The sequence below is a fragment of the Dyella psychrodurans genome, from assembly GCF_003363265.1.
GTDB lineage: Bacteria > Pseudomonadota > Gammaproteobacteria > Xanthomonadales > Rhodanobacteraceae > Dyella_B > Dyella_B psychrodurans.
The window spans coordinates 387,787-412,212 of record NZ_QRBF01000002.1 but is presented as its reverse complement, the minus strand read 5'-3'; the positions used below and the strand labels follow the sequence as shown (position 1 = coordinate 412,212).

Sequence of the window (24,426 nt, the reverse complement as noted above, 5' to 3'; positions counted from 1 at the left end):
GCCGGGCGGCACTAACGCCGCGTCTCGGCCTCCAGACGTTCGATGAAGCTGGCAAGCGGCATGCTGCCTAGATCTTCGCCCGAACGGGTACGCACGGAAACATTGCCCGATTCCTTTTCGCGATCGCCGACCACAAGCAGGTAGGGCACTTTCTGCATCGTATGTTCGCGGATTTTATAGCCGACCTTCTCGTTGCGCAAATCGGCCTGCACGCGGAAGCCTTTGTCGACAAGGGTTTGCGTCACCTGGCGGACATAGTCCGATTGCGCATCCGTAATACTGAAGACCATCCCCTGCACCGGTGCCAGCCAGGCTGGCAGGTTGCCGGCATGGTGCTCGATCAGGATGCCGATGAAACGCTCCATCGACCCGACGATGGCCCGGTGCAGCATCACCGGATGCTTGCGCTGGCTGTGTTCGTCCACGTACTCGGCGCCGAGGCGCTCGGGCATCATGAAGTCTACCTGCATCGTACCGACCTGCCACGCGCGGCCGATCGAGTCTTTCATGTGGTACTCGATCTTCGGACCGTAGAACGCGCCCTCGCCCGGCAGCTCGTCCCATTGCACGCCGGCGGCACGCAGAGCGGCGCGCAAGGCGTCCTCGGCGCGATCCCACACGTCGTCGCCGCCGATGCGCTTGTCGGGGCGCAGGGCGATCTTCAAGGCAATGTCCTCGAACCCAAAGTCGCCGTACACCTTCATCGCCTGCTGATGGAAAGCCGTGACTTCGGATTCGATCTGCCCTTCTGTGCAGAAGATGTGGCCATCGTCCTGCGTGAAGGCGCGCACGCGCATGATGCCGTGCAGAGCACCCGACGGCTCGTTGCGATGACAACCACCGAATTCGCCGTAGCGAATGGGTAGATCGCGATAGCTGTGCAGGTTCGTGTTGTAGATCTGCACGTGGCCCGGGCAATTCATCGGCTTGAGCGCATACGTGCGCTTTTCCGACTCCGTGAAGAACATGTTTTCCTGGTAGTTGTCCCAGTGGCCGGACTTCTTCCACAGGCTCACGTCCATGATCTGCGGGCCGCGCACTTCCTGGTAGCCGCTGCCGCGATACACGCCACGCACGTATTGCTCCACGACCTGCCAGATGGCCCAACCGTTCGGATGCCAGAACACCATGCCCGGTGCTTCTTCCTGCTGATGGAAGAGATCGAGCGTCTTGCCGATCTTGCGGTGATCGCGCTTTTCAGCCTCTTCCAGCTGATGCAGGTGGGCCTTCAGATCCTTGTCGTTGAGCCAGGCCGTGCCATAGATGCGCGTGAGCATCGCGTTATTGGAATCGCCGCGCCAATACGCGCCGGCCACTTTCATGAGCTTGAACGCACGCAGCTTGCCCGTGTTGGGCACGTGCGGGCCGCGGCAGAGATCCGTGAATTCGCCCTGCGAGTAGAGCGAAAGCTCTTCGTTCGCGGGGATGCTTTCGATGATCTCGGCCTTGTAAGCCTCGCCGATGCCACGGAAGAACTTCACCGCGTCGTCGCGCGACTTCACGCTGCGTGTGACGGGCAGTTGTTCCTTCACGATCTTTTCCATCTCCGCCTCGATCTTCACCAGATCGTCGGGCGTGAAGGGGCGCTCGTACGCGAAGTCGTAATAAAAGCCGTTGTCGATCACCGGGCCGATCGTGACCTGCGCGCCCGGGAACAGACGCTGCACCGCCTGCGCCAGCAGATGCGCTGTGGAGTGACGCAGGATCTCCAGCGCCTCCGGGCTTTTCTCGGTGACGATTTCGAGACTGGCGTTGTGGTCGATGGGAAAATCGGCATCCACCAACTTGCCGTCCACCTTGCCGGCCAACGTGGCCTTGGCCAGGCCGGCGCCAATGGAGGCGGCCACGTCCTGCACCGTGACGGGGTGGTCGAAGGGGCGCTTGCTGCCGTCGGGTAGCGTGATTTCGATCATGGCTGTTTACCTGTCACGTCCCTATGGGCGACGTGATTTTTTTTGAAGAGTCCGGCCATGGATGGCCGGTTTTTCCTTACCTGTCTGGATGACAGGCAAAAATAAAGGCGCCACGCGCCCTTTTGTGGAAGCACAAGGCGTGGCGGGCTCAGCGTCGGAAGTTCGTAGTTGCCATGTCGCACACTCGACCGGCGCGTGGGCGCGGGCCACCTTGTCTCCGTCATTCGGGAATGAAAAGCTAGTTTAGCGCGGCGGCGGTGTCAATTCAGCAGCATCAGCCAAACCATGGGCCGGACGATAGAATAAGGCGGTCACCCTTTGGGAACCCCCGATGCGCATTCTCGTCACCGGTACTGCCGGCTTTATTGGCGCCGCTCTCGCGGAACGACTGCTGGCCCGTGGCGATGAGGTTTTCGGCATCGACAGTCACAACGATTACTACGATCCGGCGCTAAAGGAAGCGCGTCTGGCTCGTTTCGCGACGCACCCGCGCTATACCCACCTGCGCGCCGATCTGGCCGATGCCTCGGCCATATCCCAGGCGTTTCAAGCCTTTCAGCCGCAGCGTGTCGCCAACCTCGCCGCCCAGGCCGGCGTGCGTTACTCGCTGAAGAATCCTCACGCTTACGTGCAAAGCAACGTCGTCGGCTTCGTCAACGTGCTCGAGGCCTGCCGACACGGCAAGGTGGAGCATCTGGTCTATGCATCGTCCAGTTCCGTCTACGGCGCGAATCGCAAGCTGCCCTTCGCGGTGGAAGATGCGGTCGATCACCCCGTGAGCCTTTACGCGGCGAGCAAGAAGGCCAACGAATTGATGGCGCACACGTACAGCCATCTTTATGGCCTGCCGACGACGGGATTGCGGTTTTTCACGGTGTACGGACCGTGGGGACGTCCGGACATGTCGCCGATCCTGTTTGCCGATCGCATCGTGCGCGGCGAGCCGATCGATGTTTTCAATTACGGCAATCACAGCCGCGATTTCACTTACGTCGACGACATCGTCGAAGGCGTGGTCCGCACCATCGATCACGTGGCGCAGCCGGACCCGGCCTACGATCCATTGCACCCGAATACTGGCACGTCGAATGCGCCGTATCGCGTGTACAACATCGGCAACGACCAGCCGGTGCAGCTGATGCGCTTTATCGAGCTGCTCGAGCAGAATCTCGGACGTGAGGTCGAGAAGCGTTTGCTGCCCATGCAGCCCGGCGATGTGCCCGACACATGGGCCGACGTATCGGCACTGCGCCGTGACGTGGGTTACGCACCGAATACGCCGATTGAGGTTGGTGTGAAACGCTTCGCCGAGTGGTATCGCGATTACTACCGCGTCGAATCATAGGAACGACACCACTCAATCCCTATCGCCGTCATCCGGCCTGCGCCGGAATGACGGCGAGGGATAGCCGGAACCTATTTGTCAGAACGGTTTGGCAAGGACGAAGAACAACACGCCCAAGAGCAGCAACACCGGCAACTCATTGAGAAACCGCAGCGCACGCGCCGAAGGCAACGCACCACCCTTCTCGCTCTTCTTGAGCATCCGCCCGGCCCAGACAAAATAGATCAGCAAAACGGCAACCAGGGTGAGCTTGGCGTCAATCCAGTGCATCGAACCCACCACATTGGGCAGCGCCTGAGGAAACACCCGCCATCCCTGCCACAGGGTGAGCCCGAGCAAAAACGCTATACCGAACAGATTGTGGCCAAACCGATACAAGCGACGTCCCATCAAATAAAGCCGCGCTTTCACCGCCGCGTCATCGCCCGCCTCGGCGATATTCACCAGAATCCTCGGCAGATAGAACACCGCCGACATCCATGCAATGGCGAACAACAGATGGAACGTCTTGACCCACAGATAAACCATGTCGTGACTCCCGATGACGCAAACAAAAACGGCGTGCCGTGAAGCACGCCGTTTTATCGGGAATTGGTGGGCGGTACAAGGATCGAACTTGTGACCCCTTCCATGTCAAGGAAGTGCTCTACCGCTGAGCTAACCGCCCGTAGCTCGCCCGGCAAGCCGCGCGAGCCGTGCAGTATACGGGAAGAGGACAGCTACCGCAAAGCCCGCTCGCGCAGTTGGTGAATCCGGTCGCGCAGGCGCGCCGCTTCCTCGAACTCCAGGTTTTCGGCGTGCTTGCGCATGTCCGCTTCCAGGCGCTTGATCATGGCCGAGGCCTGATCCGCGTTCAGGTTTGCGTACTCCGCACCTTCTTCCGCCACCGCCGCTGCTCGGCCCCGTGCCGACTTGCCGCGACCGCGCCCCGCGCCCTCGCTGCGGGCGCCTTCCATGATGTCCGCGATGCGGCGCACCACCGACTTCGGCGTGATGCCGTGCGCCTCGTTCCAGGCCACCTGCTTTTCGCGACGGCGGCTGGTTTCGTCCATCGCCGCTTGCATCGAGCGGGTGATCTCATCAGCGTAGAGAATCGCCTTGCCGCGCAGGTTGCGCGCGGCGCGGCCAATGGTCTGGATCAACGAGCCGGTGGAACGCAGAAAACCTTCCTTGTCCGCATCGAGGATCGCCACCAGCGACACCTCGGGCATGTCCAGGCCCTCACGCAGCAGGTTGATGCCGACCAGCACGTCGAACTCGCCCAGGCGGAGATCGCGGATGATTTCCACGCGCTCCACGGTTTCGATATCCGAGTGCAGGTAGCGCACCTTCACATCGTGCTCGCTCAGGTATTCGGTGAGATTCTCCGCCATGCGCTTGGTGAGCGTGGTCACCAGCACGCGGTCGCCCATCGCGATGCGCTTCTTCGCCTCGCCAAGCAAATCGTCCACCTGTGTGCGCACCGGACGCACTTCCACTTCCGGATCGACCAGACCGGTCGGACGCACCACCAGCTCCACGACCGCATCGCCGGATTTCTCCATCTCGTACGCGCGCGGCGTGGCGGAAACGAAAATCGTGCGCGGCGCGCGGCGCTCCCATTCCTCGAAACGCAACGGCCGGTTGTCCATCGCGGATGGGAGGCGGAAGCCGAATTCGACCAGGGTTTCCTTGCGCGAACGGTCGCCCTTGTACATGGCGCCGAGCTGCGGCACGGTGACATGCGATTCATCCACCACCAGCACGGCATCAGGCGGAAGGTAGTCGAACAGGGTCGGCGGCGGTTCGCCCGGGGCGCGCCGCGTGAGATGGCGCGAGTAGTTTTCGATGCCCTGGCAGTAACCGACCTCGGCCATCATCTCGACGTCGAAACGCGTGCGTTGATCGAGACGCTGCGCCTCGACGAGGCGATTTTCCTTGTAGAGATATTCGAGGCGGTCTTTCAACTCGTCCTTGATCGTATCGATGGCGTTCAGCACGCTCTCGCGCGTGCTGGCGTAATGCGTACGCGGGTAGACTGTGTAGCGCGGCACCTTGCGGATCGTTTCGCCCGTAAGCGGATCGAACAGCGACAGGTTTTCCACCTCGCCGTCGAACAACTCGATGCGCAACGCCTCGGTTTCCGACTCGGCCGGAAACACGTCGATGATCTCGCCACGCACGCGATAAGTACCGCGGCGCAACTCCATTTCGTTGCGGGTGTATTGCAGTTCCGTAAGCTGACGGATCAGAGCGCGCTGATCGATGCGTTCGCCGCGCGCCAAGATCAGGCGCAGCGAGAGGTAGTCTTCCGGATCGCCCAGGCCGTAAATCGCCGATACCGTCGCAACGATCAAGGCATCCTTGCGCGACAGTAGCGCCTTGGTCGCCGCCAACCGCATCTGCTCGATGTGATCGTTGATCGATGCGTCTTTCTCGATGTAGGTATCCGAGGCGACCACGTACGCTTCCGGCTGGTAGTAGTCGTAGTAGCTGACGAAGTATTCCACCGCGTTGTGTGGAAAGAACTCCTTGAACTCGCCGTAGAGCTGCGCAGCCAGCGTCTTGTTCGGCGCCAGCACAATGGTCGGCCGTTGCACCTGTTCGATCACGTTGGCGATGGTGAAGGTCTTGCCCGAACCGGTGACGCCCAGCAACGTCTGCGCCGCCAGGCCGGCCTCGAAACCCTCCACCAGGCGCTTGATCGCCTCAGGCTGATCGCCGGACGGCTTATAGGCGGAGACGAGTTCGAAACGATCGCGGTCGGTCATGGGCTTACTCTGCGGGCAGCTTGGTGCATTTTAAACACCGCATGCTGACACAACCTGTCAGCAGAACCGGACGCACTGCCCATCCGGGCGCCAATTTGCGGGCGAAACCTGCGCTCTAACATCCTGCCGATGAGGCCGGAACGCGTCAAAGCACCCTTTCGCGATACACAGCGGGGTTTTGGGTTGATCGAGCAAATCATGACGCTCGTTGTCCTGGCTGTACTTTCGACGGTGGCCATTCCATCGTTCCACCACCTGTTCGAAAGGCACGAGCTGCGGGCGGCGCAAACCGATTACATCGCCGCGCTACAGCATGCGCGCAATCTCGCCATCAACGAGCAGCGGCAGATCATCTTTTGCCCAAGCCGCGACGGCCTGCGGTGCAACGGCGACGGCTCATGGAGCGGGGGCTGGCTGATCGGGCGGCACGATCTGGACAACAAGGGACAACCTCTTGGCTCGCCGCTTTATACCGGCGGCCACTATTCGGAAAAGATCGCCATTGCGGGAAGCGAGGCGAAGAAATACATAGCCTTCAAAACGGATGGCAGCCTCGCTGGCAGCAATCAGACCCTGACGTTCTGCATCCGGGATGAGCCGCAACAGGCATTGAAGGTGCTCATAGCACTTCGGGGACGCGTCAGGGGCGAAGTGGCAACCGCCGCCGATGCTTCACCGTGCGTCACACCGGCATGATGCTGCGCTGATCAAAGCAGCACCGGCCGATCCGGCAATTCATCCGGCCGGGGCTTGCCATGACTCGGAAAATGCTTCGCCAGCAAGGCATGCGTGTCCGCGATACCACGCATGGCACCTGCACCCCATTTTCCTGCTGCGAAATTTTCGCGCATGGCATCGCAGACCGACGTCCATTCGTTGATGTTGACCCGTCGTGCGATGCCACGATCGGCGACGATTTCAATGCGGTGTTCGGCCATCAGCACGTAGATCAACACGCCACAATTGTGTTCGGTATCCCAGACGCGCAGCATGCTGAACACATCGCGCGCCCGGCTTCGCGAATCGACTCCCTCCAGCACGGCTTGCGGCGAGAGGCGTGCCTCAATGGCGAAACGTACTTCGCCCAGATGCAAGTGTTCACCCGCGCTGACGGCGTTGGTCATCTCGTCGAGCAGCTCCGACGGAAAGCGTCGATGCATCTGGAACCAGCCGTCGAAGAGATTGGCAATCAGGCGCTTTAGACGTGTCATGTCACCAGTTCCCCGAGGCCCCGCCGCCACCGAAACTGCCACCGCCGCCGCTGAATCCACCACCTCCGCCACCGAAGCCGCCACCACCAAAACCGCCGCCGCCCCAGCCGCCGAATCCTCCCCAGCCGCCGCCACCGATGGAACGGCCTGCACCCGCAGGTATCAACATGAAAATGCCGCCGATCAGCGCGCCGAGAATGCCTATCCCCAGCGACGCCACCAGCCAGCACAAGCCACCGATCACGATCGCGCCCAGCGGCGCGCGCACGAAGGCGCTGGTACGACCGAAGATGCCGCGCATGAAGACCAGCGCAAAAATCCCGAAGAAGAACAGGCCATGCAGATCCTGGCCATGTTGCTCGACGTCATTGCCGTGCACAGGCGGCGGTAGCGGCTCGCCGTTTATCAACTGTGTCAACGCACCCACCGCATCGTTGATACCGCCGGCGTAATCGTTGTTGCGAAATTTTGGCGCCATGTATTCGCGAATGATGCGTGCGCAGGCCGCATCGGGAATGGCACCTTCCAGCCCGTAGCCGACCTCGATGCGGACCTGGCGATCATTCTTGGCGATAAACAGCAGCACGCCGTCATCGACGCCCTTGCGTCCGAGCTTGTTCGCTTCGGCGACGCGCAAGGAGTAATCCTCGATGTCGTCGGGCTGCGTGGTGCCGACCATCAACACCACCAGTTGCGCGCCCTTCTGCTTTTCCAGATTGGTCAGCTGCGCATCGAGCTGATCGACCTGCTGCGGCGTCAGCGTACCGGTCAGGTCGGTGACATGGCGCGTGAGCGTGGGGACGGCCGGCTGGTCGTCGGCATGCGACAAGGTCCAGGGCGACAGCAGCGCTATCGCCAGAACCATCCAGAGGCGCAGACAGCGCCGCATCATGTCAGTGTGCCGACGCAGCAGGTGCCGGATTGGCCGATGGCGCGGCCGGCGTACCGGTTCCGAAATCCACCGTCGGTGCCGTGGAAATGGCCTTCTCGTTCTCGACCGTGAAGTTGGGCTTTACCTGATAGCCGAACATCTTGGCGGTGAGATTGTTCGGAAACGTGCGGATGAGCGAGTTGTACTGCTGCACGCCCTGGATATAGCGGTTGCGCGCCACGGTAATCCGGTTTTCGGTGCCTTCCAGCTGCGCCTGCAGATTCTGGAACAATCCATCGGCCTTGAGGTTCGGATAGTTTTCGCTTACGGCCATCAGGCGCGACAGCGCGCCGGAGAGTTGCCCCTGCGCGGCCTGGAATTTGGCCAGCGAATCGGCATCGTCGGCATTCACCTGGATGGTGCCTATGCGCGAACGGGCGTCGGCTACTTCGCTGAAGACCTTCTCTTCATGCGCCGCATAACCCTTCACGGTGTTGACCAGATTGGGGACCAGGTCGGCTCGGCGCTGATACTGGTTGAGCACTTCGGACCACTGTGCCTTCACCGCTTCATCCTGTTTCTGGATCGAGTTGTAACCGCATCCGGAAAGCATCAGAGCGAGCAACAACAGCACGACGACACGCAAAGCGTTCATGGGACGGCTCCGATCCAGTGGAGCCGTCATTGCATCATTCCCCGAAGGGGCGCGCAATCCTGCGATCAACCCTTCCGCGATCAACCCAGGAACCGGGGCCAGAGGATCAGGCCCCAGGACAGCACCACCAGCACGAGCAGCAGAAATACCGCCGCCGAGCCCATGTCCTTGGCCCGGCCGGCCAGTTCGTGGAATTCCGGGCTGACCTTGTCGACCACCGCCTCGATCGCCGAATTGAGCAGTTCCACCGAGAGCACCAGGATGACCGGGAGCACCAGGGCGATTTTTTCGAGCGCGCCGTGCCCGACCCACAAGCCGACGGGGACCAGGATGACGGTGAGCATGGCCTCCAGCCGAAACGAGGCTTCATGACGCCACCCCGCGCGCAGGCCGCTCATCGACCAGCGGAAGGCGCGCCAGAGCTGGCGCGGATCGCCGCGAAATCCGCTACCGGGCATGGATCGAGCGTCTTGCCGAGCGGTGAGATACGACGTTTTTCGGCATGGCAGGCGGCGCTCCCCCTGAGAAGGCAACAGCGCGCAATGATGCCACAAGCCGGCGCTTTACCTGGCTATCGCAGGATTTTTCTTGCCGCATTGCAACTTCAAGCTAATGACGGATGGGTTACGCTTCGCCGAATGTGCCCTGTCCAAAGGGACATATAAACAGGTCGCAAGCGGCCTCGCAGTACACGTATTCGGATGATTTCATGGCAACTCAGAACCCGCCCGTTTCACAAACCCGTTCGTTCTACACGGTCTTCCTGATCGAGATGTGGGAACGCTTCGGCTTCTACGGCATGCAGGTGTTGATGGTCACCTTCATGATGAAGAAGCTGGGCTTCATCGACACCAAGGCCAACCTGGTCTGGGGCGCAGCCGCAGCCTTGATTTATGCCACGCCGGCCATTGGCGGGTGGGTCGGCGACAAGCTGCTCGGCACGCGTCGCACCATGCTGATGGGCGCGGTGATCCTCGCCGCCGGTTACGGCCTGCTGTGGATGCCATCCGACAATGCCTACGCCACTTATTTCGCGCTTGGTGTGATCGTCGTCGGCAACGGCTTCTTCAAACCCAACGCGGGCAACCTTGTTCGCAAGATCTACGAAGGCGACGAAACGCGCATCGACAGTGCATTCACCATCTACTACATGGCGGTGAACGTCGGCTCGATGATTTCCATGACGGCGACGCCGTGGATTCGCGATTATATCGCCGGCAAGTTCGGCGACTCGATGGGTTGGCATACCGCGTTCGGCGCATGTTCGATAGGCCTGGTCGCGGGCCTGATCAATTACTCGTTCATGAGCCGCACGCTGTCGCACATCGGTTCGCCGGCCGACGAACGGCCGGTGGATATCAGGCGCCTTTCCCTGGTGTTGCTGGCCGGACTCGGCACGGTCTTTATCTCCGCTTTCATTCTGCAAAGCGAAACCGTTGCCAAGTGGTGCGTGTACGGAGCGGGTGTCGTCATCCTCGGCATCTTCATCCACCTGATTCGCAGCAGCCGCCCCAGCGAACGCGCCGGCCTCATCGCCGCACTCGTGCTGACGGTGCAGACCATTTTCTTCTTCATCTTCTACGCGCAGATGGCAACGTCGCTGAATCTGTTCGCGCAGCGCAACGTCAATCTGTCGTTCGACCTGTTTGGCTGGCACATGCTCACGTGGATTCCCGAGCAGTACCAGAACCTCAATGCGATCTGGATCGTGGTCCTGAGCCCCGTGCTGGTTTTCATCTACAACTCGCTCGGGCGCATTGGCAAAGATCCGTCGGTGGCGACCAAGTTCGCATGGGGCTTCGCCGCCGTGGCGCTCGGCTTCTTCATGTACGGTTTCGGCGCAAATTGGTCGACGAACGGCCAGGTTTCGTCCTGGATCATGGTCTGGGGCTACGGCCTGTACTCGCTGGGTGAGCTGCTGGTGAGCGGCCTGGGCCTGGCGATGATTGCCCGTTACGTGCCCGAGCGCATGGGCGGTTTCATGATGGGCGCGTACTTCGTCGCCGTCGGTATTTCGCAATACCTGGGCAGCGTGGTGGCCAACATCGCGCACATCCCGGACAACATCACTAACCCGCTGCAGTCGCTGGCGATCTATACGCATCTGTTCAACATCCTCGGCTTCGTGGGCATCGGCTGCACCGCCATCGCCCTGTTGATGCTGCCGTTGATGAACCGGCTGTCGGCCAGCCATTCCGACGCGGCCACGAATCACGACCCGCTGCCCGCCGTGCGCAGCGAGGAATTCAACACGCCCTGATCGGAACATCCCGGTCGGCTGGCAATCCGCCGCATAATGCGGCGGATTGCCACTTCCTTGCCGACCATGCCCCATCGCCAGCTCAAGCAACACATCGGTCCCTTTGCGCTGACGCGCACTTTGGCGTGGCTGCGTCTTTGCGCCATTGCAGGCCAGAGCGTCGCGGTGATGGTGTGTTCGTGGTGGATGCGCATCGACATCCCCACGCTGACGCTATTGCTCGGCATCGACATGCTCGCCGTGTTTGCGGTCTTCGCGGCGTGGCGCATCCGGCAACCATGGCCGGTGCGCGAGTGGGAAACGGTATGTCACATTGCCGCCGACACGCTGGTACTCGGCTACCTTCTGTATTTCACCGGCGGTGCGAGCAACCCCTTCATCACGTTGCTGCTGGTACCCATTGCGCTGAGCGCGGCGGCCTTGTCGGTGCGCGCTGTTCTGGCAGTGGCCATGCTTGCAGGAACGGCTTATTTCGTTTTGCTGAACTGGAAGGTGCCGCTGCCGGCACACGAGTGGACTCACAATGACCATGGCGTGACGCTGCTTGTCGCGGGCATGGGCGTCAATTTCGTCATCACCGCCTTGCTGCTGGGCTTTTTCATCAATCGGCTAGCGCGCGCCGTGCAATTGCAACAGTTGGAAGTCCAGCGCGTACGCGAACGCGCACTGCGCGACGAGGGCATCCTGGCGATCGCCACCCAGGCCGCGGGCGCCGCGCATGAACTCAACACGCCGCTATCCACCATGCGCACGCTGCTGCCGGAGCTTCGTCGCGAACATGGCTCCGATGCGGCACTCGACGAAGACCTGCTGCTGCTGGAAGGTCAAGTGGAACGTTGCCGCACCATCCTGCGCGAAATGGTCGCCTTCGGTCAGGCGCAGTTATCGCAGGAACCCGAACGCCTTGCGTTGCCCGACTTCATTCACGGCTGCGTGGAACGTTTCAAACTTCTGCGCCCCGAGGCGGATTTCGAATTGCATGTACAGCCGAACCTGGAACATGTCGTGCTGCGCACACCGCCGGGATTACGCCATGCCCTTCTCAACCTTCTCAACAACGCCGTCGATGCTTCCGCATTGAAGGATTCGAACAGCGTTGTGCTGGAAGTGCGCCGCGACGGCCGCTCGCTGGAGTGGATCGTGCGCGACAAGGGCCCCGGATTTAATCCCTCGGGCGCCCCCGTGGCGATCGGCCGTAGCGATAAACTAAGCGGGCTGGGCATAGGATTGGCCTTGGCGGAAGCCACCGCCGAACGGCTGGCAGGCGAGCTGGTGATCGCAAGCAGCGAAAACGGCACGGAAATGTGCCTGCGCCTGCCAATGGCGGTGATTGCCGAACATTGAGCGAGCGGACGCCGCGCATATCCGGCAAAATAGCGCGGCAGATTGTCAGGAAGTGGCACATGATTGACCCGAACCAGGCTGGTGGCACGCGTCCGCTCTTGATCGTGGACGATGACGACACTTTTGTACGCGTATTGACCAGGGCCTTGACTTCGCGCGGTTTCGAAGTGATCAGCGCCCGCCACGCCGACGAGGCCCGCGCGCTGGCCCGACGCCATCAACCGCGCCATTGCGTGCTCGATCTCAAGCTGGGTGAAGAAAACGGATTGCGACTGATTCCCGAGTTGCACGAACTCGTACCGGACATGCGCATCCTGTTGCTGACCGGTTATGCATCCATCGCTACTGCCGTCGAAGCCATCAAACGCGGCGCGCACGATTACTTGTCCAAACCTGTGGATGCCGATGCCGTCGTCAGAGCCCTGCTCGATGGCGACTCGGCGCAACAAGGCGAAGACGAAGTGCTTGATGCGCCGGAAGCCCCACTCGCTTTGCGTCGACTCGAGTGGGAACACATCCAGCGCGTGCTCACCGAGAGCGACGGCAACATCTCCGAAACCGCGCGCCGCCTGGGCATGCATCGCCGCACGCTGCAGCGCAAGTTGAGCAAGCATCCCGTGCGGGAACGGCCGGAAAGCGACGACTGATATTCTCCACGCGTCCTCAAGGCTGTTGAGGCCAAAAATACCGGCCTTACCCGCATCGAGTCACTCATTCGATTTGATGCCAGGGCTTTTCTGCCTATGCAGCGCGGCACTTAGCGCAGCGGCCATCACAACCTCGATATGGAAGTCCCACTTACTGCCATGGATCAATCTGATTTGCGGGTGTCGTCCCCGCGCTGGCCCAGCCTGCGACTTCACATTCCGATGGGGCTGCGTCGCACTGTTGTGCCATTCCTTTTGTCCCGGCTGGTGATCGTATTGATATTGGCCATCGTGCCGCTCATCCAGCACATACCGGCCAGTCAGTGGTTACGTGACGACAGTATCGTCATCAAGCTCAATGGCAAGGCAGTCGCCGAGGGACTGCGCGACGTGGCACTCGGCAACGATGGCGCCTGGTACCTGGGTATCGCCAAGAACGGTTACGAACATCGTCCGTTTAGCGCCACACAGCAAGCCAATTGGGCGTTCTTCCCTCTTCATCCGCTTCTATGGCGCATCATGGCCAAGGTTACGGGCGAGTGGCTCTGGTCGGGGATACTGATGGTCAATCTCCTGACACTCGCCGGCTGGAGCATGTTGTGGACACTGGCCGAGAAATTGACTCAATCGATGGAACAGGCCGATGACGCCGTGCTGTTCGCCGCGTTCTGGCCCACCAGCTATTTCATGATGCTTCCCCAGACCGAAGCTCTTTTTTTCTCGCTGGTGATGATCACGTTCCTGTCTGCCTACTATCAACGTTGGTGGCTTGCAGGTCTCGCCGGCATGTTTGCAGGAACAGCCCGGCTCAACGGCGCGTTCCTGTTGCCGTCGGTGGTTCTGAGGTGGTTCCACGGCGAACGGAAACCGCACGACCTCCTCAAGCTGTTACCCATGGCGGGTGGTATCGGCGCGTTCATGTTTTACTTGTGGACCATCACCGGCGATCCGTTTGCCTTCAAGGACATTCAGATCGCGTGGGGAAGAGAATTTACAGCGCCGTGGACAGCGCTTCTTGATTACGTGCACAGGCCTTTCAGGATTGCGACTCCCTGGAATCCGAAGCTGCTGAACTTCCTCGTAACCGTGACCGGGATTGCCAGTATCGTGACTTGCTGGCGACGGGGTTGGCGTGGACTCGCCACCTTTACGGCGTTGACGATTCTTGCCCCGCTATCCACGGGTACGTTGATGTCGATGACCCGTTATGTGGGAATCGCGCCCGGCGTTTATCTTGCGCTTTCCGTTTGGACGAGCAGGCACAAACGTTTCGGCCAGCTTTGTCTCGCCGTCTTTGTCGTGTCGATGACCCTGCTGTGCATATCCTTCGCTGCGGGCATCAACCTGGGTGGCGCTTAGCATCAAGCGTCATCGCCCGACTATTCCGAGGAAGAACTCGCCGAGGCTGGTGCAGGCGGATGATTCGAGGGATCCGGTTCGTCGTCGTAGATCGCCACATGCGGCACGCCATCGGCACCGATCCAGCCGCGGTACATGCCTTCCGTGTTGTACGGCATGGCGATGGTTCCGTTGCCGTCCAACGCAATGGCGCCGCCGTTGCCACCCATGGACGGAATTTCCTGATTGATGACCTCGGCAGCCGCGCGCTGCAGCGGCTCGCCCAACATCGACACGCGCATGCAGATCTCGTGCGCGGCAACCGTTCGCATGTAGAACTCGCCCCAGCCGGTGCCGGACACAGCGCATTGTGCGTTGGCGTAGGTACCCGCGCCGATGATCGGTGAATCGCCGACGCGACCCCAGCGCTTGTCCGTCATCCCGCCAGTCGACGTTCCGGCGGCAAGGTGTCCCTGGCTGTCGAGCGCCACGGCACCGACCGTGCCGAAGTGCTTGGCGGTTTCAAGATCCGCGTGCGGCTTTTTTTGCTCATCTTCTTTCAAGGCACGCTGCAACTGCTGCCAGCGCTCCTCGGTGCGGAAATAGGAGGGATCGACCAGCGCAATACCTTGCTCTTTCGCAAACTCCTCGGCACCGTCACCCACCAGCATTACATGCGACGAGTGCTCCATGACAGCACGCGCCAGCAGAATCGGATTTTTCACCCGATGCACGCCGGCGACGGAACCCGCGCTCAAGGTATCGCCTTCCATCACCGCGGCATCCATTTCGTTCTTGCCGTCGTGGGTGAACACCGAGCCTCTGCCGGCATTGAAGTTGGGATCGTCCTCAAGCACCGTGAGCGCCGCCGTCACCGCGTCGATGGCCGGCTTGCCCGCCTTGAGTTGCGCGTACCCATCTTGCAGCGCCTTGGTCATCGCGGCGCGCACCGCCTTTTCCCTGGCCGGGTTCATCTCGCGCTTGATGACGCCCGCGCCGCCATGGATGACCAAGACCGGCGAAGTGGCGTGGCTCATGAAGGCAATTCCGAAACTGGCTAGTGCAACAAACAATCGGCGTTTCATCCGATCACTCTCCCTGAGGGTGTCGTGATGGGATCAGTATAGCCAGCTGTCACCCCCCTCAAAGGGGATATTTCATTCGTCCAAAGCAGTCTCGCATCGAATCTGCTTGCCCTGGAATATGGCCCCCTTGCCGTCAATCTTCGCGATCAACTGCAATGCTCTTTCCACAGAGATTTGCTCGAAGTTCATGTAACGGGCTGCTCATCCAGCGCATGTAGTCAGCATCGCGGCAGACGGTAACAATCAAAGTAGAAAGGTACGCTCGGCACCGAACGTACGGCGACAATATTTGGGCAATGCGCCTACGACGAGTACTGCAGTCGTAAAGACCAGCAACAGTGTGCACCCGTGACGGATGCCAGCGGTTGCACGCTGGTAAAGTTTGATCGTCGTCGAGCTCTTGCTGCAATTTGCAGAGCTCGGCGGTGCCTTTCTTGCTCAGCTTGCGCTGTTCGGAAAAGTGCGCGGCGTGCGGCGCGACGCGGCCCTGCGAACCGTCCGGCTCCATCACGATCCCGACGCGTCTTTTGTCGATGGTCAAGCTCCGTCGACTTTCGCGCGCGGCATGAATTGTCACGCCTCTGCAACGAACGACGGCGACCTCACTGTATGTACCACCCCATCACCTGCCATGACAGGTAGTTAGGCTGCGCGGTCCTGGAGGAAAATTTTGTGCAGCAAAACGACTACAGATCGCTTGGCCCCGTTAGTCGCAGCCACATAGCAAGTACCACCCTAAAAAAATGGGATGCAAATCACAAATTTTCATCTATTCTTGGAGCCTCAGCGTGCGGTTACCGCACGTTGAAAAGGGGATGCCCGCCTGAAGCCCAACGGACCCGCTGTAAGGTCGGGCATTACGTCTGTTGCTGCGTTTCGTGCCATCAAGGGGTAAGTGCGATGAAACGATTTTTGAAATTACTGCTGTCTACGCTGGCAGTCGCGTTCGTGTTCGCCACAACAGCGCACGCGCAAGCTACAAGAACCTGGGTATCGGGTGTCGGCGATGATGCTAATCCGTGCAGCCGAACCGCGCCTTGCAAGACATTTGCCGGAGCCATCGCCAAAACCGTCGCAGGCGGTGAAATCGATGTACTTGATCCAGGTGGCTTCGGCGCCCTGACCATCACCAAGGCCATCACGATCGACGGTGGCGGAAACCTGAGTGGCGTATTGGTTTCGGGAACCAACGGTATGGTGATTTCGGCGGGCGCCAGCGACAAGGTGATCCTGCGCAATCTGACATTTGACGGCATCGGGGGACAAGGACTGGATGGCGTATCCATTCTCGGCGCCGGCAATGTCCTCATTCAGCACTGCATTTTTGAAGGCTTCGCTCAGACCAACGTTGAAATCAACTCCAGCTACAGCATCTACGTGCTGATCGAAGATTCCACCATGACGGGCGGCCATCAGGGTGTCGCGATCGATGGCTCCACTGGCCCTGGCCCGGTAGCCGCGGCACTGAAGAATGTAACGATTCAAAATACGCAGACTGCATTGCGAACGCTGCGTGGACATATCGACGTCACACATTCGATCTTCCAGAACAATGCTGCCTATGGCGTCTATGCCGAGGTAGGGTCGGTCAATGTGGAAAGCAGTCTATTTTCGTTCAATGGCACTGCGGTAGATGCCGGCTCGGCAGCGACCATCGCTGTTTCCAATGTTGACTTTTTCAACAACGTCGTGGCATTCGGCGGAGATCCTGGCGTTATTTCATCGGCCGGAAACAACCGGTCGACAGGCAACTCTGTCCAAGGTGCACCCACGGGCACGATGACGGTTCAGTAACTCTCATCCACAGCGCTGGCGGGCCCGCCGAGATTCGTCTCTGCGGGCCTTTTGCTGCGTGCGGTCATGGCAGGCCCCCGGATCACCGGATCCGCCTGCGACATAGGTACAACATGACCTAAAAGCAATCCGTCGTATCCTATGCAGCTAACCCTCCCCTGTAAGAAGGCACCCTCATGGACAAGGTTTATGCAAGCGCGGCGCAAGCTCTGGACGGTCTGCTGTTCGATGACATGACCATCGCGGCAGGCGGTTTTGGTCTGTGCGGCATCCCCGAGAACCTGATTGGCGCACTGCTCGCCGCAGGCACGAAGGGGCTGACCATCGTCGGCAACAACGCCGGTGTGGACGATTTCGGCATGGGTCCGCTGTTGAAGACGCGCCAGGTCAAGCGGGTGTACGCCTCCTACGTGGGCGAGAACAAGGAATTCGAGCGCCAGGTGCTGGCCGGTGAGCTGGAACTGCATCTGGTGCCGCAAGGCACACTGGCCGAAAAATTGCGTGCCGGCGGTGCGGGCATTCCCGGTTTCTACACGCGCACGGCGTATGGCACCAAGCTCGCCGAAGGCAAGGAAACCAAGCGATTCGGCGAAAAGGAATACGTGCTGGAAGAGGCCATCCACGCCGACGTTTCCATCGTCAAGGCATGGAAGGGCGACAGGCTCGGCAACCTGGTGTTCCGCAAGACTGCGCGCAACTTCAATCCGATGATCGCCACCTGCGGCAAGATCTGCGTGGCCGAAGTGGAGGAACTGGTCGATGTGGGAACGCTCGATCCGGATCAGGTCCACGTGCCCGGCATCTACGTCGACCGCATCGTCAAGGGCGCGAAATACGAAAAGCGCATCGAATTCCGTACCGTCGCCGGCGCCAACACCGGGAAGGAAAGCCCCATCCGCATGGCCATGGCGCAACGCGCCGCGAAGGAGCTGCGCGACGGCTTCTACGTGAATCTCGGCATCGGCATTCCCACGCTGGTCGCCAACTTCATTCCCGTGGGCATGGACGTCACGCTGCAATCGGAGAATGGCCTGCTCGGCATCGGCCCATTCCCCGACGACGCGCATGTCGATCCCGATCTGATCAACGCAGGCAAGCAAACGATTACCGCACTGCCCGGCTCGAGCTACTTCTCCAGTGCCGAATCGTTCGCGATGATTCGCGGCGGGCATGTCGACCTGTCGATCCTCGGTGGCCTTGAAGTGTCCAGCTCCGGCGATCTCGCCAACTGGATGGTGCCGGGCAAGATGGTGAAGGGTCCGGGCGGTGCGATGGACCTGGTCAGCGGCGTGAAGCGCGTGGTGGTGTTGATGGAACACACCGCCAAGGACGGTTCGCCGAAGATCAAGAATCAGTGCGACTTGCCGCTCACCGGCAAGCAGGTCGTGGACCTCATCATCACGGACCTGTGCGTGTTCGAAGTGGCGAAGGGCAAAGGCCTGACGCTGATCGAAATGCACGAAGGCGTCACTTTGGATGAGGTCAAGGCAAAGACGGGATGCCCGTTCGACGTGCACGCGTCGCTTCGCTGATCCAAGCTCTCCCTCCCTTGCCTGCAGGCTGCGGGCAAGGGAGGGAATCGCAGCCGTTACGCCGAAACGGGTAACGGCTGCGGAAACCGAATCTCCGCCACGTAGCGGTTTCCACCGTGCACCTGCAGTTGCAAGGACCACGCGAAGCGCTCGCTGATGCGTCGCGCGATGGCGTATTCGAATCCCTGCTGCCCCGGCTCCGCGGGATCGTGGTCAGCACCGGCACTGGCCGTCACGCTTACCGCGCCCGGCAACACGGTAACCAGGACGGTGCCCTGCCCCGTGTACTGACTGGCATGGCGGATCAGCTGCCAGCAAAGCACGGCGAAGACGCGCGGCGATCCATGCAGCGCGAACGTGGCCGGCTCTTCGAACTGCAGTTCGATGGGATGACCATGCAGCATTTCGCGCGCATCGACCAGTTCGTCGCGCAATACGTCGTTCACCACGAAAACCTGCTCGCCCTGGCCGTTATCGGCTTCGCGCGCGAGGATCAGCAACGCCTCGACCAACGCCTCCATTTCGCGCGTGGCGCGTCGAATGCGCTGCACGGAACGCTGGCCGAATTCGCTCAGGCTGGCTTCGTCCGCCAGCATGTCGGTCGACATCTTGATCACGGTAAGCGGGCTGCGCAGTTCGTGACTGGCATCGCGCGTGAAATTGCGTTCTCGCTCGTTGTAGCCCGCGATGCGGCTGGCGAAAGTGTGGAATCCACGCGTCAGCGCCGCGACATCAGCATCGGCCCGTCGCGAGAATCGGTCCGACTGAAGCAACGCATCCAGACTGCCCTGCCCGCCATCCCAATTGTCGACCAAGCGCGCCAGCGCACTGATCGGCCGCCACACGCGCTGCACCGCAAGCCATGCCAGCGCACTGACGATCACGATCAGCAGCAGCACGGCTCCCGCGGGCGCAACGTTGTAATAGCCCATCAAATACGCCAGCAACACCAACACCAGTTGCACACCGAAAATCAGCAACAATCGGCGTTGGAAGCTGCCGCGCGCCGAGCCGGCACGCTGATTGGGAGTACCTCGTGACGTCATGAACGCATCAAGTGATCAGGCGATGTGACTTGCTGCGGTCGTCTCCGCATCAAGATCGGCAAGTCGATAGCCCGCCGAGTGAATCGTATGCAACAACGCCCGCTCGAAGGGTTTGTCGATCACCCGGCGCAAATTGTAGAGATGAGAGCGCAATGTATCGGAATCGGGCAGCGTATCGCCCCAGATCTCGCGCTCGATATCGCGCCGGCTCACCACGCGCGGCGATTCGCGCATCAGGATCGCCAGCAATTTGAGGCCGATCGGCGAGACGGTGAGTTCCTGCCCGCTGCGCGTCAACCGCAACGTGGCGGTATCCAGCGTCATGTCGCCCACGTTGAGGATTTCGCTCGACACCTGGCGGCGATCGCGGCGGATCAGCGCACGAAGGCGCGCTTCCAGTTCGCGCACCTCGAACGGTTTGACCAGGTAGTCGTCGGCGCCGGCTTCCAGGCCGATCAGCTTGTCTTCCAGGGTGTCCCGGGCCGTCAGCATCAGCACGGGGGTGGACTTCTTGGCGTCGCTGCGCAGCTTGCGACAGACATCGAGGCCATCGATGCCCGGAAGCATCAGGTCCAGTACCACCACGTCGTAGCTGTTGGAGACCGCCAGATGCAGTCCGCTGACGCCATCTTGAGCAAAATCAACGGAGTAGCCACGACGCTCCAGGAATTCGCCGACCATTTCGGCGATCTGGCGATTGTCTTCGACCAACAGGATCAGTCCGGCATGCTCGTCACGTGAACTCATGGTCACCTCGCCCCACCACTGTTGTCTTCACATTTGTGAAGGCTACCGGCAGGGATCGTAATCGGGACGTGAATTTAGGTGAACAAAACCGTATACGCAGTCTCAGTGCAGCAAAGGCTGAAGCTTCGGCCACACCGTATCCAGCACGATGGGCTCGCCTGCGGCCACGGGGTGTAGGCCGTCTTCCTGCATCAGCGCCGGGTTCAGGGCAACGCCTTCCAACAGGAATGGCACCAGCGCCGCATGCTTCTCGCGGGCCAGGTCGGCGTAGATGGCGCGCAAGCCATCGCGGTACTGCGGTCCGTAGTTCACGGGCAGCTCGATGCCGAGCAGCAGCACCTTGGCGCCGGCGTGCTGGGCGGCGTCCACCATGGTGGTCAGGTTGGTGCGCAAATCGGCCAGAGGCAGCCCTCGCAGGCCGTCGTTGGCCCCCAGCTCGATGACCACGATGCGCGGATGGTGTTGCGCCAGCAGCGCCGGCAGGCGATTGCGGCCGCTCACCGATGTATCGCCGCTGATGCTGGCATTGACGACCGTCCAGCCCGGCTCCATGTTTTCAAGGCGTACTTCCAGCAGATGCACCCATCCCGCTTCCACGGGAATGTTATGCGCGGCGGAAAGCGAATCCCCCAAGACAAGCACGGTCTTCGCCGGCGCCGCATGGAGCGCCCCGATACCGCAAAGCAGAACGAGTAGACAAAGGAAACGACGCATGACTGATGATTCTCGTCCGGTTCTGGAAGTTCGCGATGTTAGCAAGTCGGTGAACGGGCCTGAGGGGCGGCTGGATATCCTCAGCGATGTCGCGATGCAGGTGAACACCGGCGAGAGTTTCGCGATTGTCGGCGCATCCGGATCGGGCAAGACCACGTTGCTTGGCCTGCTGGCCGGCCTGGATACGCCCACGCGAGGCAGCATCCAGCTCGACGGCCATGCGCTGGAACAACTCGATGAAGAGGCCCGCGCCGATCTGCGCCGTCGCCTGGTCGGTTTCGTGTTCCAGTCGTTCCATCTGCTGCCGGCGCTTACCGCCGAACAGAACGTGATGCTGCCGCTGGAGCTGGAAGGCAATCCGGCCGCGCGCGAAAGAGCGCGTGCCGCGCTTGAAGCAGTCGAACTCAGCGCGCGTCGCAGGCACTACCCCGCGCAGCTTTCCGGTGGCGAACAACAACGCGTGGCCATTGCGCGCGCCTTCGTGCACGGACCGCGCCTGCTGTTTGCCGACGAACCCACCGGCAATCTGGATCGGCGCACCGGGCGGCACGTGTGCGATCTGCTGTTCGCGTTGAATCGCGATCACGGCACTACGTTGGTGCTGGTGACGCATGATCTGCAATTGGCGGAACGTTGCGCACGTCGCGCGGAATTGCATGAAGGCCGATTGGAGCCGATGGCATGAAAATATGGCTGTTGGCCTTGCGCAGCCTGCGGCGCGAATGGCACCTTCCCGAACTGCGCACACTGGCTGCGTCGTTGGTGCTGGCGGTCGTCGCGCTGGGCGTGGTGACCACGCTTACCGCGCGCATGGAACGCGGCGTGCTGGCCAGCGCGGCCGAATTGATCGGCGGCGACCTGGGTGTGTCCGCGCCACAACGCATCCCCGACACCTTTGCGCAGGCTGGCCTGGAACGTGGATTGGCGGCGACGCACACGGCAAGCTTTCCCAGCGTGGCCTTCGCCCAGCAGCAAAGCCAGTTGCTCGACGTGTTGGCAACCGATGCGGCCTACCCGCTCCGTGGCACCTTGCAGATCGCCGATGCCAACGGGCGACAGGTGGTCACACACGGTCCAGCGGCCGGCACGGTCCTTCTCGATCATCGCGCACTGGTCGCGCTGCAACGACACGTCGGCGATACCGTGCAGGTGGGCGGCCGCGATCTGCGCATTGCGGGCGAGTTGCTGCAGCAGCCGGACGGCGGCGAACTGGTGGCGATGGCGCCGCGCGCACTCATGAATCTCGGCGACGCCGAACAATCCGGCCTGCTCGGCGTAGGTAGTCGCGCGCATCACAGCCTGCTGCTGGCGGGTGCGCCGGCCGCGGTACAGAGCTGGCGCACATGGGCGCAATCCGCAGCGTTGCCGCAAGGCGGCGAACTCATCACTCCCGAGCAGACGCAGGAACGGATGCGAAGCGCGTTCGACCGTGCCGGTGCATTCCTGCGACTCACCGCGCTGCTTTCGGCGCTGCTTTCCGGCGTCGCCATCGCACTGGCATCGCAGCGCTACGCACGACGCAAGACCAGCGAAGTCTCCCTGTTGCGCGCGCTGGGTACGTCGCGCGGACGCGTGCTTGCATTGCTGTTGGGCACATTGGGTGGATTGGCGATTCCGGCCGCCGTCATCGGCGTCTTGCTTGCGCTTGCGCTCGCGCAGGGGGCATGGATGTTCGCCAGTCAGTTGTTCGCCGGCGTGCCCACCGTTTTGCCCGTGCTGCCTTCGCTGGCGGCAGCAGGCATGGGCATCGCGGTGCTGGTGGGCTTTGCCCTGCCGCCACTGGTGCGACTTGCCGACGTGCCCCCGGTGGCCGTGTTTCGCGCCAGTCTTGCGCGGCGGATACGCCGCTTTGACGCGCTGTACCTGATTCCCGCCGTCGTCGCGCTGGCACTCATCTGGAATCTCAGCGGATCGGCCAGGCTGGCGGGCATTCTCGCCGTCAGCCTCCTGGGCGTGGCGGTGGTCGCCGCCTTGCTCGCCGCGTTGATGTTGTGGATTGCACGCCGTGTGACGCCCGGCGGCCATCCTGCACTGCGATTGGGCATGGCCGCGTTGGCGCGCCGCCGCGGATTGAGCATCGTGCAAGCCACGGCGTTGAGCCTGGGCCTCACAGCGTTGCTGTTGCTTGCCGTCGTCGCGCCCGCATTGCTAGACGGCTGGCGCAGCGAACTGCCAGCCGACACACCCAACTGGTTCGTGCTCAATCTGCAGGACGATCAGCGCGCCGATTTCGCGAAGGCCCTCGCGCGCGTCGGTGCCAACCAGCTCAACATGATGCCGTTGGCGGTGGGCAAGCTCACGGCCATCAACGGCCATCCGATCGACAAGATGAGCTTCAAGGACGAACGCGCAAAAGACTGGTCCGATCGCCAACTGCGCCTGTCATGGTCCGATGAGCTACCGCCTTCGAATACGGTCATTGCCGGCGACTGGTTCGCACCTCACCCGCAAGAGGCCGAAGTGTCCGTGGATACGATGTGGCGCGACATGTACGCGCTGAAACTTGGCGACACGATGCGCTTCGATGTCGGCGAAGGTCAACTCGACGCACGCATTACCAGTTTCCGCCATGTCGACTGGACGACCTTCCGGGTCAACTTCTTTTTGTTGATGGACCCCACGCATGCGAACGCACTGCCGCATACCTGGATCGCCAGTTTCTATCTGCCGCGCGGCAACGCCGAGGCCCTTGCGGGACTGTCGCGCGATTACCCGAACCTGAGCCTGGTCGATGTCGATGCGCTACTCGATCGTGTCCGCGAGATCGTACAGCGCGTAACGGACGCGGTGCGGTGGGTGCTGGGCTTCAGCCTGCTGGCCGGCGCCCTGGTACTGGCTGCTGCGCTCGCCACGAGCGGACAGGAGCGCCGCCACGAGGCTGCCCTGTTGCGAACGCTGGGTGCACGACGTGGATTGCTGCGCATCGCTGCCGCCTGCGAGTTTGCCTTGCTCGGACTTATCGCGGGTGTGACCGCGGCACTTGGCGCGATGGTCGGTGGCTGGTGGCTGGGGCGCAGCGTGTTCCACATCAAGGATTTCATGCCGCAAGCCATGCCGCTGGCGCTTGCCGCACTCGCCGCTGCCATCGTGGTGATGCTGCTGGGATTGGCCGGTACGCGAAAAGTGACGCATACGCCGCCGATGCGATTGCTGCGGGCAGAGTGATGGCCGGGT

Annotated in this window: 21 protein-coding genes, 1 tRNA gene and 1 pseudogene; 10 read left to right on the top strand and 13 right to left on the bottom strand. The window is 61.4% G+C overall.

What is annotated here, in order from left to right; translation table 11 throughout:
- Positions 1-11 precede the first annotated feature (11 nt).
- Positions 12-1,913: a threonine--tRNA ligase gene (gene thrS, locus DWU99_RS08000; protein ID WP_115477484.1), complete on the bottom strand. Its 1,902-nt coding sequence runs from the start codon at positions 1,911-1,913 to the stop codon at positions 12-14.
- A gap of 331 nt (positions 1,914-2,244) precedes the next feature.
- Between thrS and DWU99_RS07995 the strand changes: the two genes are divergently transcribed.
- Positions 2,245-3,258 (top strand): NAD-dependent epimerase, encoded by a 1,014-nt coding sequence (locus tag DWU99_RS07995; protein WP_115477483.1) that lies wholly within the window; start codon positions 2,245-2,247, stop codon positions 3,256-3,258.
- Positions 3,259-3,336: 78 nt separating this feature from the next.
- On the opposite strand, the gene DWU99_RS07990 is transcribed toward DWU99_RS07995, so the two are convergent.
- The 3 genes from DWU99_RS07990 to uvrB all read right to left on the bottom strand — a co-directional run bounded on the left by DWU99_RS07990 (position 3,337) and on the right by uvrB (position 6,008).
- Positions 3,337-3,786 (bottom strand): CopD family protein, encoded by a 450-nt coding sequence (locus DWU99_RS07990; RefSeq protein ID WP_115477482.1) that lies wholly within the window; start codon positions 3,784-3,786, stop codon positions 3,337-3,339.
- Between the two features lie 64 nt (positions 3,787-3,850).
- Positions 3,851-3,925: transfer RNA gene (locus DWU99_RS07985), tRNA-Val, on the bottom strand.
- Positions 3,926-3,977: 52 nt separating this feature from the next.
- Positions 3,978-6,008, bottom strand: a complete 2,031-nt coding sequence (uvrB, locus tag DWU99_RS07980; protein ID WP_115477481.1) for an excinuclease ABC subunit UvrB — start codon at positions 6,006-6,008, stop codon at positions 3,978-3,980.
- Positions 6,009-6,137: 129 nt separating this feature from the next.
- Here uvrB and DWU99_RS07975 point away from each other — a divergent pair, with 129 nt between their 5' ends.
- Entirely contained in the window at positions 6,138-6,704 is a 567-nt protein-coding gene (locus tag DWU99_RS07975) for a GspH/FimT family pseudopilin (RefSeq protein WP_115477480.1), read from the top strand.
- Positions 6,705-6,715: 11 nt separating this feature from the next.
- On the opposite strand, the gene DWU99_RS07970 is transcribed toward DWU99_RS07975, so the two are convergent.
- The 4 genes from DWU99_RS07970 to DWU99_RS07955 form a co-directional block, all read right to left on the bottom strand.
- On the bottom strand, positions 6,716-7,219 hold the full coding sequence (locus DWU99_RS07970; RefSeq protein ID WP_115477479.1) for a TPM domain-containing protein: 504 nt from the start codon (positions 7,217-7,219) through the stop codon (positions 6,716-6,718).
- A gap of 1 nt (position 7,220) precedes the next feature.
- Positions 7,221-8,111: a TPM domain-containing protein gene (locus DWU99_RS07965; protein WP_115477478.1), complete on the bottom strand. Its 891-nt coding sequence runs from the start codon at positions 8,109-8,111 to the stop codon at positions 7,221-7,223.
- 1 nt (position 8,112) lies between these two features.
- Positions 8,113-8,745 carry a LemA family protein gene (locus DWU99_RS07960; protein ID WP_115477477.1) on the bottom strand — a complete coding sequence of 211 codons (633 nt, stop codon included), beginning with the start codon at positions 8,743-8,745 and terminating at the stop codon, positions 8,113-8,115.
- A gap of 80 nt (positions 8,746-8,825) precedes the next feature.
- Complete coding sequence (locus DWU99_RS07955; protein ID WP_115477476.1) at positions 8,826-9,203, bottom strand: diacylglycerol kinase; 378 nt, start codon at positions 9,201-9,203, stop codon at positions 8,826-8,828.
- Positions 9,204-9,454: 251 nt separating this feature from the next.
- Here DWU99_RS07955 and DWU99_RS07950 point away from each other — a divergent pair, with 251 nt between their 5' ends.
- The 4 genes from DWU99_RS07950 (at position 9,455) to DWU99_RS07935 (ending at position 14,355) form a co-directional block, all read left to right on the top strand.
- Positions 9,455-11,005, top strand: coding sequence for a peptide MFS transporter (locus DWU99_RS07950; RefSeq protein ID WP_115477475.1), 1,551 nt, complete (start codon positions 9,455-9,457; stop codon positions 11,003-11,005).
- A gap of 66 nt (positions 11,006-11,071) precedes the next feature.
- Positions 11,072-12,349, top strand: a complete 1,278-nt coding sequence (locus DWU99_RS07945; protein WP_115477721.1) for an ATP-binding protein — start codon at positions 11,072-11,074, stop codon at positions 12,347-12,349.
- Positions 12,350-12,408: 59 nt separating this feature from the next.
- On the top strand, positions 12,409-12,996 hold the full coding sequence (locus DWU99_RS07940) for a response regulator transcription factor (protein ID WP_115477474.1): 588 nt from the start codon (positions 12,409-12,411) through the stop codon (positions 12,994-12,996).
- Between the two features lie 282 nt (positions 12,997-13,278).
- The gene (locus DWU99_RS07935) at positions 13,279-14,355 is read left to right on the top strand and encodes a hypothetical protein (protein WP_147292898.1); all 1,077 of its coding nucleotides are present in this window, start codon (positions 13,279-13,281) and stop codon (positions 14,353-14,355) included.
- 20 nt (positions 14,356-14,375) lie between these two features.
- Here the strand turns inward: DWU99_RS07935 and DWU99_RS07930 are convergent, their stop codons facing one another.
- Positions 14,376-15,419, bottom strand: a complete 1,044-nt coding sequence (locus DWU99_RS07930) for an isoaspartyl peptidase/L-asparaginase family protein (protein WP_199535734.1) — start codon at positions 15,417-15,419, stop codon at positions 14,376-14,378.
- A 385-nt stretch (positions 15,420-15,804) separates the two neighbouring features.
- A pseudogene (locus DWU99_RS07925) lies at positions 15,805-15,906 on the bottom strand (BlaI/MecI/CopY family transcriptional regulator); the annotation flags it as partial.
- Between the two features lie 413 nt (positions 15,907-16,319).
- Between DWU99_RS07925 and DWU99_RS07920 the strand changes: the two are divergent.
- Positions 16,320-17,213, top strand: a complete 894-nt coding sequence (locus tag DWU99_RS07920) for a right-handed parallel beta-helix repeat-containing protein (protein WP_115477471.1) — start codon at positions 16,320-16,322, stop codon at positions 17,211-17,213.
- A 176-nt stretch (positions 17,214-17,389) separates the two neighbouring features.
- On the top strand, positions 17,390-18,745 hold the full coding sequence (locus DWU99_RS21400) for a 3-oxoacid CoA-transferase (protein ID WP_115477470.1): 1,356 nt from the start codon (positions 17,390-17,392) through the stop codon (positions 18,743-18,745).
- A 56-nt stretch (positions 18,746-18,801) separates the two neighbouring features.
- Here the strand turns inward: DWU99_RS21400 and DWU99_RS07910 are convergent, their stop codons facing one another.
- The 3 genes from DWU99_RS07910 to DWU99_RS07900 form a co-directional block, all read right to left on the bottom strand.
- On the bottom strand, positions 18,802-19,791 hold the full coding sequence (locus DWU99_RS07910) for a sensor histidine kinase (RefSeq protein ID WP_115477469.1): 990 nt from the start codon (positions 19,789-19,791) through the stop codon (positions 18,802-18,804).
- Between the two features lie 15 nt (positions 19,792-19,806).
- Complete coding sequence (locus DWU99_RS07905) at positions 19,807-20,538, bottom strand: response regulator transcription factor (protein WP_115477468.1); 732 nt, start codon at positions 20,536-20,538, stop codon at positions 19,807-19,809.
- A gap of 102 nt (positions 20,539-20,640) precedes the next feature.
- Entirely contained in the window at positions 20,641-21,252 is a 612-nt protein-coding gene (locus DWU99_RS07900; protein WP_115477467.1) for an arylesterase, read from the bottom strand.
- On the opposite strand from DWU99_RS07900, the gene DWU99_RS07895 reads away from it, so the two are divergent.
- Both DWU99_RS07895 and DWU99_RS07890 read left to right on the top strand, forming a co-directional pair.
- The gene (locus tag DWU99_RS07895; protein ID WP_115477466.1) at positions 21,251-21,937 is read left to right on the top strand and encodes an ABC transporter ATP-binding protein; all 687 of its coding nucleotides are present in this window, start codon (positions 21,251-21,253) and stop codon (positions 21,935-21,937) included. The genes DWU99_RS07900 and DWU99_RS07895 overlap by 2 nt on opposite strands.
- Complete coding sequence (locus DWU99_RS07890; protein WP_115477465.1) at positions 21,934-24,417, top strand: ABC transporter permease; 2,484 nt, start codon at positions 21,934-21,936, stop codon at positions 24,415-24,417. The genes DWU99_RS07895 and DWU99_RS07890 overlap by 4 nt, the downstream gene beginning before the upstream one ends.
- The last annotated feature ends 9 nt before the right edge of the window (positions 24,418-24,426 follow it).

Excerpts from the sequence above, each read along its gene's own strand:
- thrS (WP_115477484.1), bottom strand. The coding sequence starts at position 1,913 with ATGATCGAAATCACGCTACCCGACGGCAGCAAGCGCCCCTTCGACCAC.
- DWU99_RS07995 (WP_115477483.1), top strand. The coding sequence starts at position 2,245 with ATGCGCATTCTCGTCACCGGTACTGCCGGCTTTATTGGCGCCGCTCTC.
- DWU99_RS07990 (WP_115477482.1), bottom strand. The coding sequence starts at position 3,786 with ATGGTTTATCTGTGGGTCAAGACGTTCCATCTGTTGTTCGCCATTGCA.
- uvrB (WP_115477481.1), bottom strand. The coding sequence starts at position 6,008 with ATGACCGACCGCGATCGTTTCGAACTCGTCTCCGCCTATAAGCCGTCC.
- DWU99_RS07975 (WP_115477480.1), top strand. The coding sequence starts at position 6,138 with ATGAGGCCGGAACGCGTCAAAGCACCCTTTCGCGATACACAGCGGGGT.
- DWU99_RS07970 (WP_115477479.1), bottom strand. The coding sequence starts at position 7,219 with ATGACACGTCTAAAGCGCCTGATTGCCAATCTCTTCGACGGCTGGTTC.
- DWU99_RS07965 (WP_115477478.1), bottom strand. The coding sequence starts at position 8,111 with ATGATGCGGCGCTGTCTGCGCCTCTGGATGGTTCTGGCGATAGCGCTG.
- DWU99_RS07960 (WP_115477477.1), bottom strand. The coding sequence starts at position 8,745 with ATGAACGCTTTGCGTGTCGTCGTGCTGTTGTTGCTCGCTCTGATGCTT.
- DWU99_RS07955 (WP_115477476.1), bottom strand. The coding sequence starts at position 9,203 with ATGCCCGGTAGCGGATTTCGCGGCGATCCGCGCCAGCTCTGGCGCGCC.
- DWU99_RS07950 (WP_115477475.1), top strand. The coding sequence starts at position 9,455 with ATGGCAACTCAGAACCCGCCCGTTTCACAAACCCGTTCGTTCTACACG.
- DWU99_RS07945 (WP_115477721.1), top strand. The coding sequence starts at position 11,072 with ATGCCCCATCGCCAGCTCAAGCAACACATCGGTCCCTTTGCGCTGACG.
- DWU99_RS07940 (WP_115477474.1), top strand. The coding sequence starts at position 12,409 with ATGATTGACCCGAACCAGGCTGGTGGCACGCGTCCGCTCTTGATCGTG.
- DWU99_RS07930 (WP_199535734.1), bottom strand. The coding sequence starts at position 15,419 with ATGAAACGCCGATTGTTTGTTGCACTAGCCAGTTTCGGAATTGCCTTC.
- DWU99_RS07920 (WP_115477471.1), top strand. The coding sequence starts at position 16,320 with ATGAAACGATTTTTGAAATTACTGCTGTCTACGCTGGCAGTCGCGTTC.
- DWU99_RS21400 (WP_115477470.1), top strand. The coding sequence starts at position 17,390 with ATGGACAAGGTTTATGCAAGCGCGGCGCAAGCTCTGGACGGTCTGCTG.
- DWU99_RS07910 (WP_115477469.1), bottom strand. The coding sequence starts at position 19,791 with ATGACGTCACGAGGTACTCCCAATCAGCGTGCCGGCTCGGCGCGCGGC.
- DWU99_RS07905 (WP_115477468.1), bottom strand. The coding sequence starts at position 20,538 with ATGAGTTCACGTGACGAGCATGCCGGACTGATCCTGTTGGTCGAAGAC.
- DWU99_RS07895 (WP_115477466.1), top strand. The coding sequence starts at position 21,251 with ATGACTGATGATTCTCGTCCGGTTCTGGAAGTTCGCGATGTTAGCAAG.
- DWU99_RS07900 (WP_115477467.1), bottom strand. The coding sequence starts at position 21,252 with ATGCGTCGTTTCCTTTGTCTACTCGTTCTGCTTTGCGGTATCGGGGCG.
- DWU99_RS07890 (WP_115477465.1), top strand. The coding sequence starts at position 21,934 with ATGAAAATATGGCTGTTGGCCTTGCGCAGCCTGCGGCGCGAATGGCAC.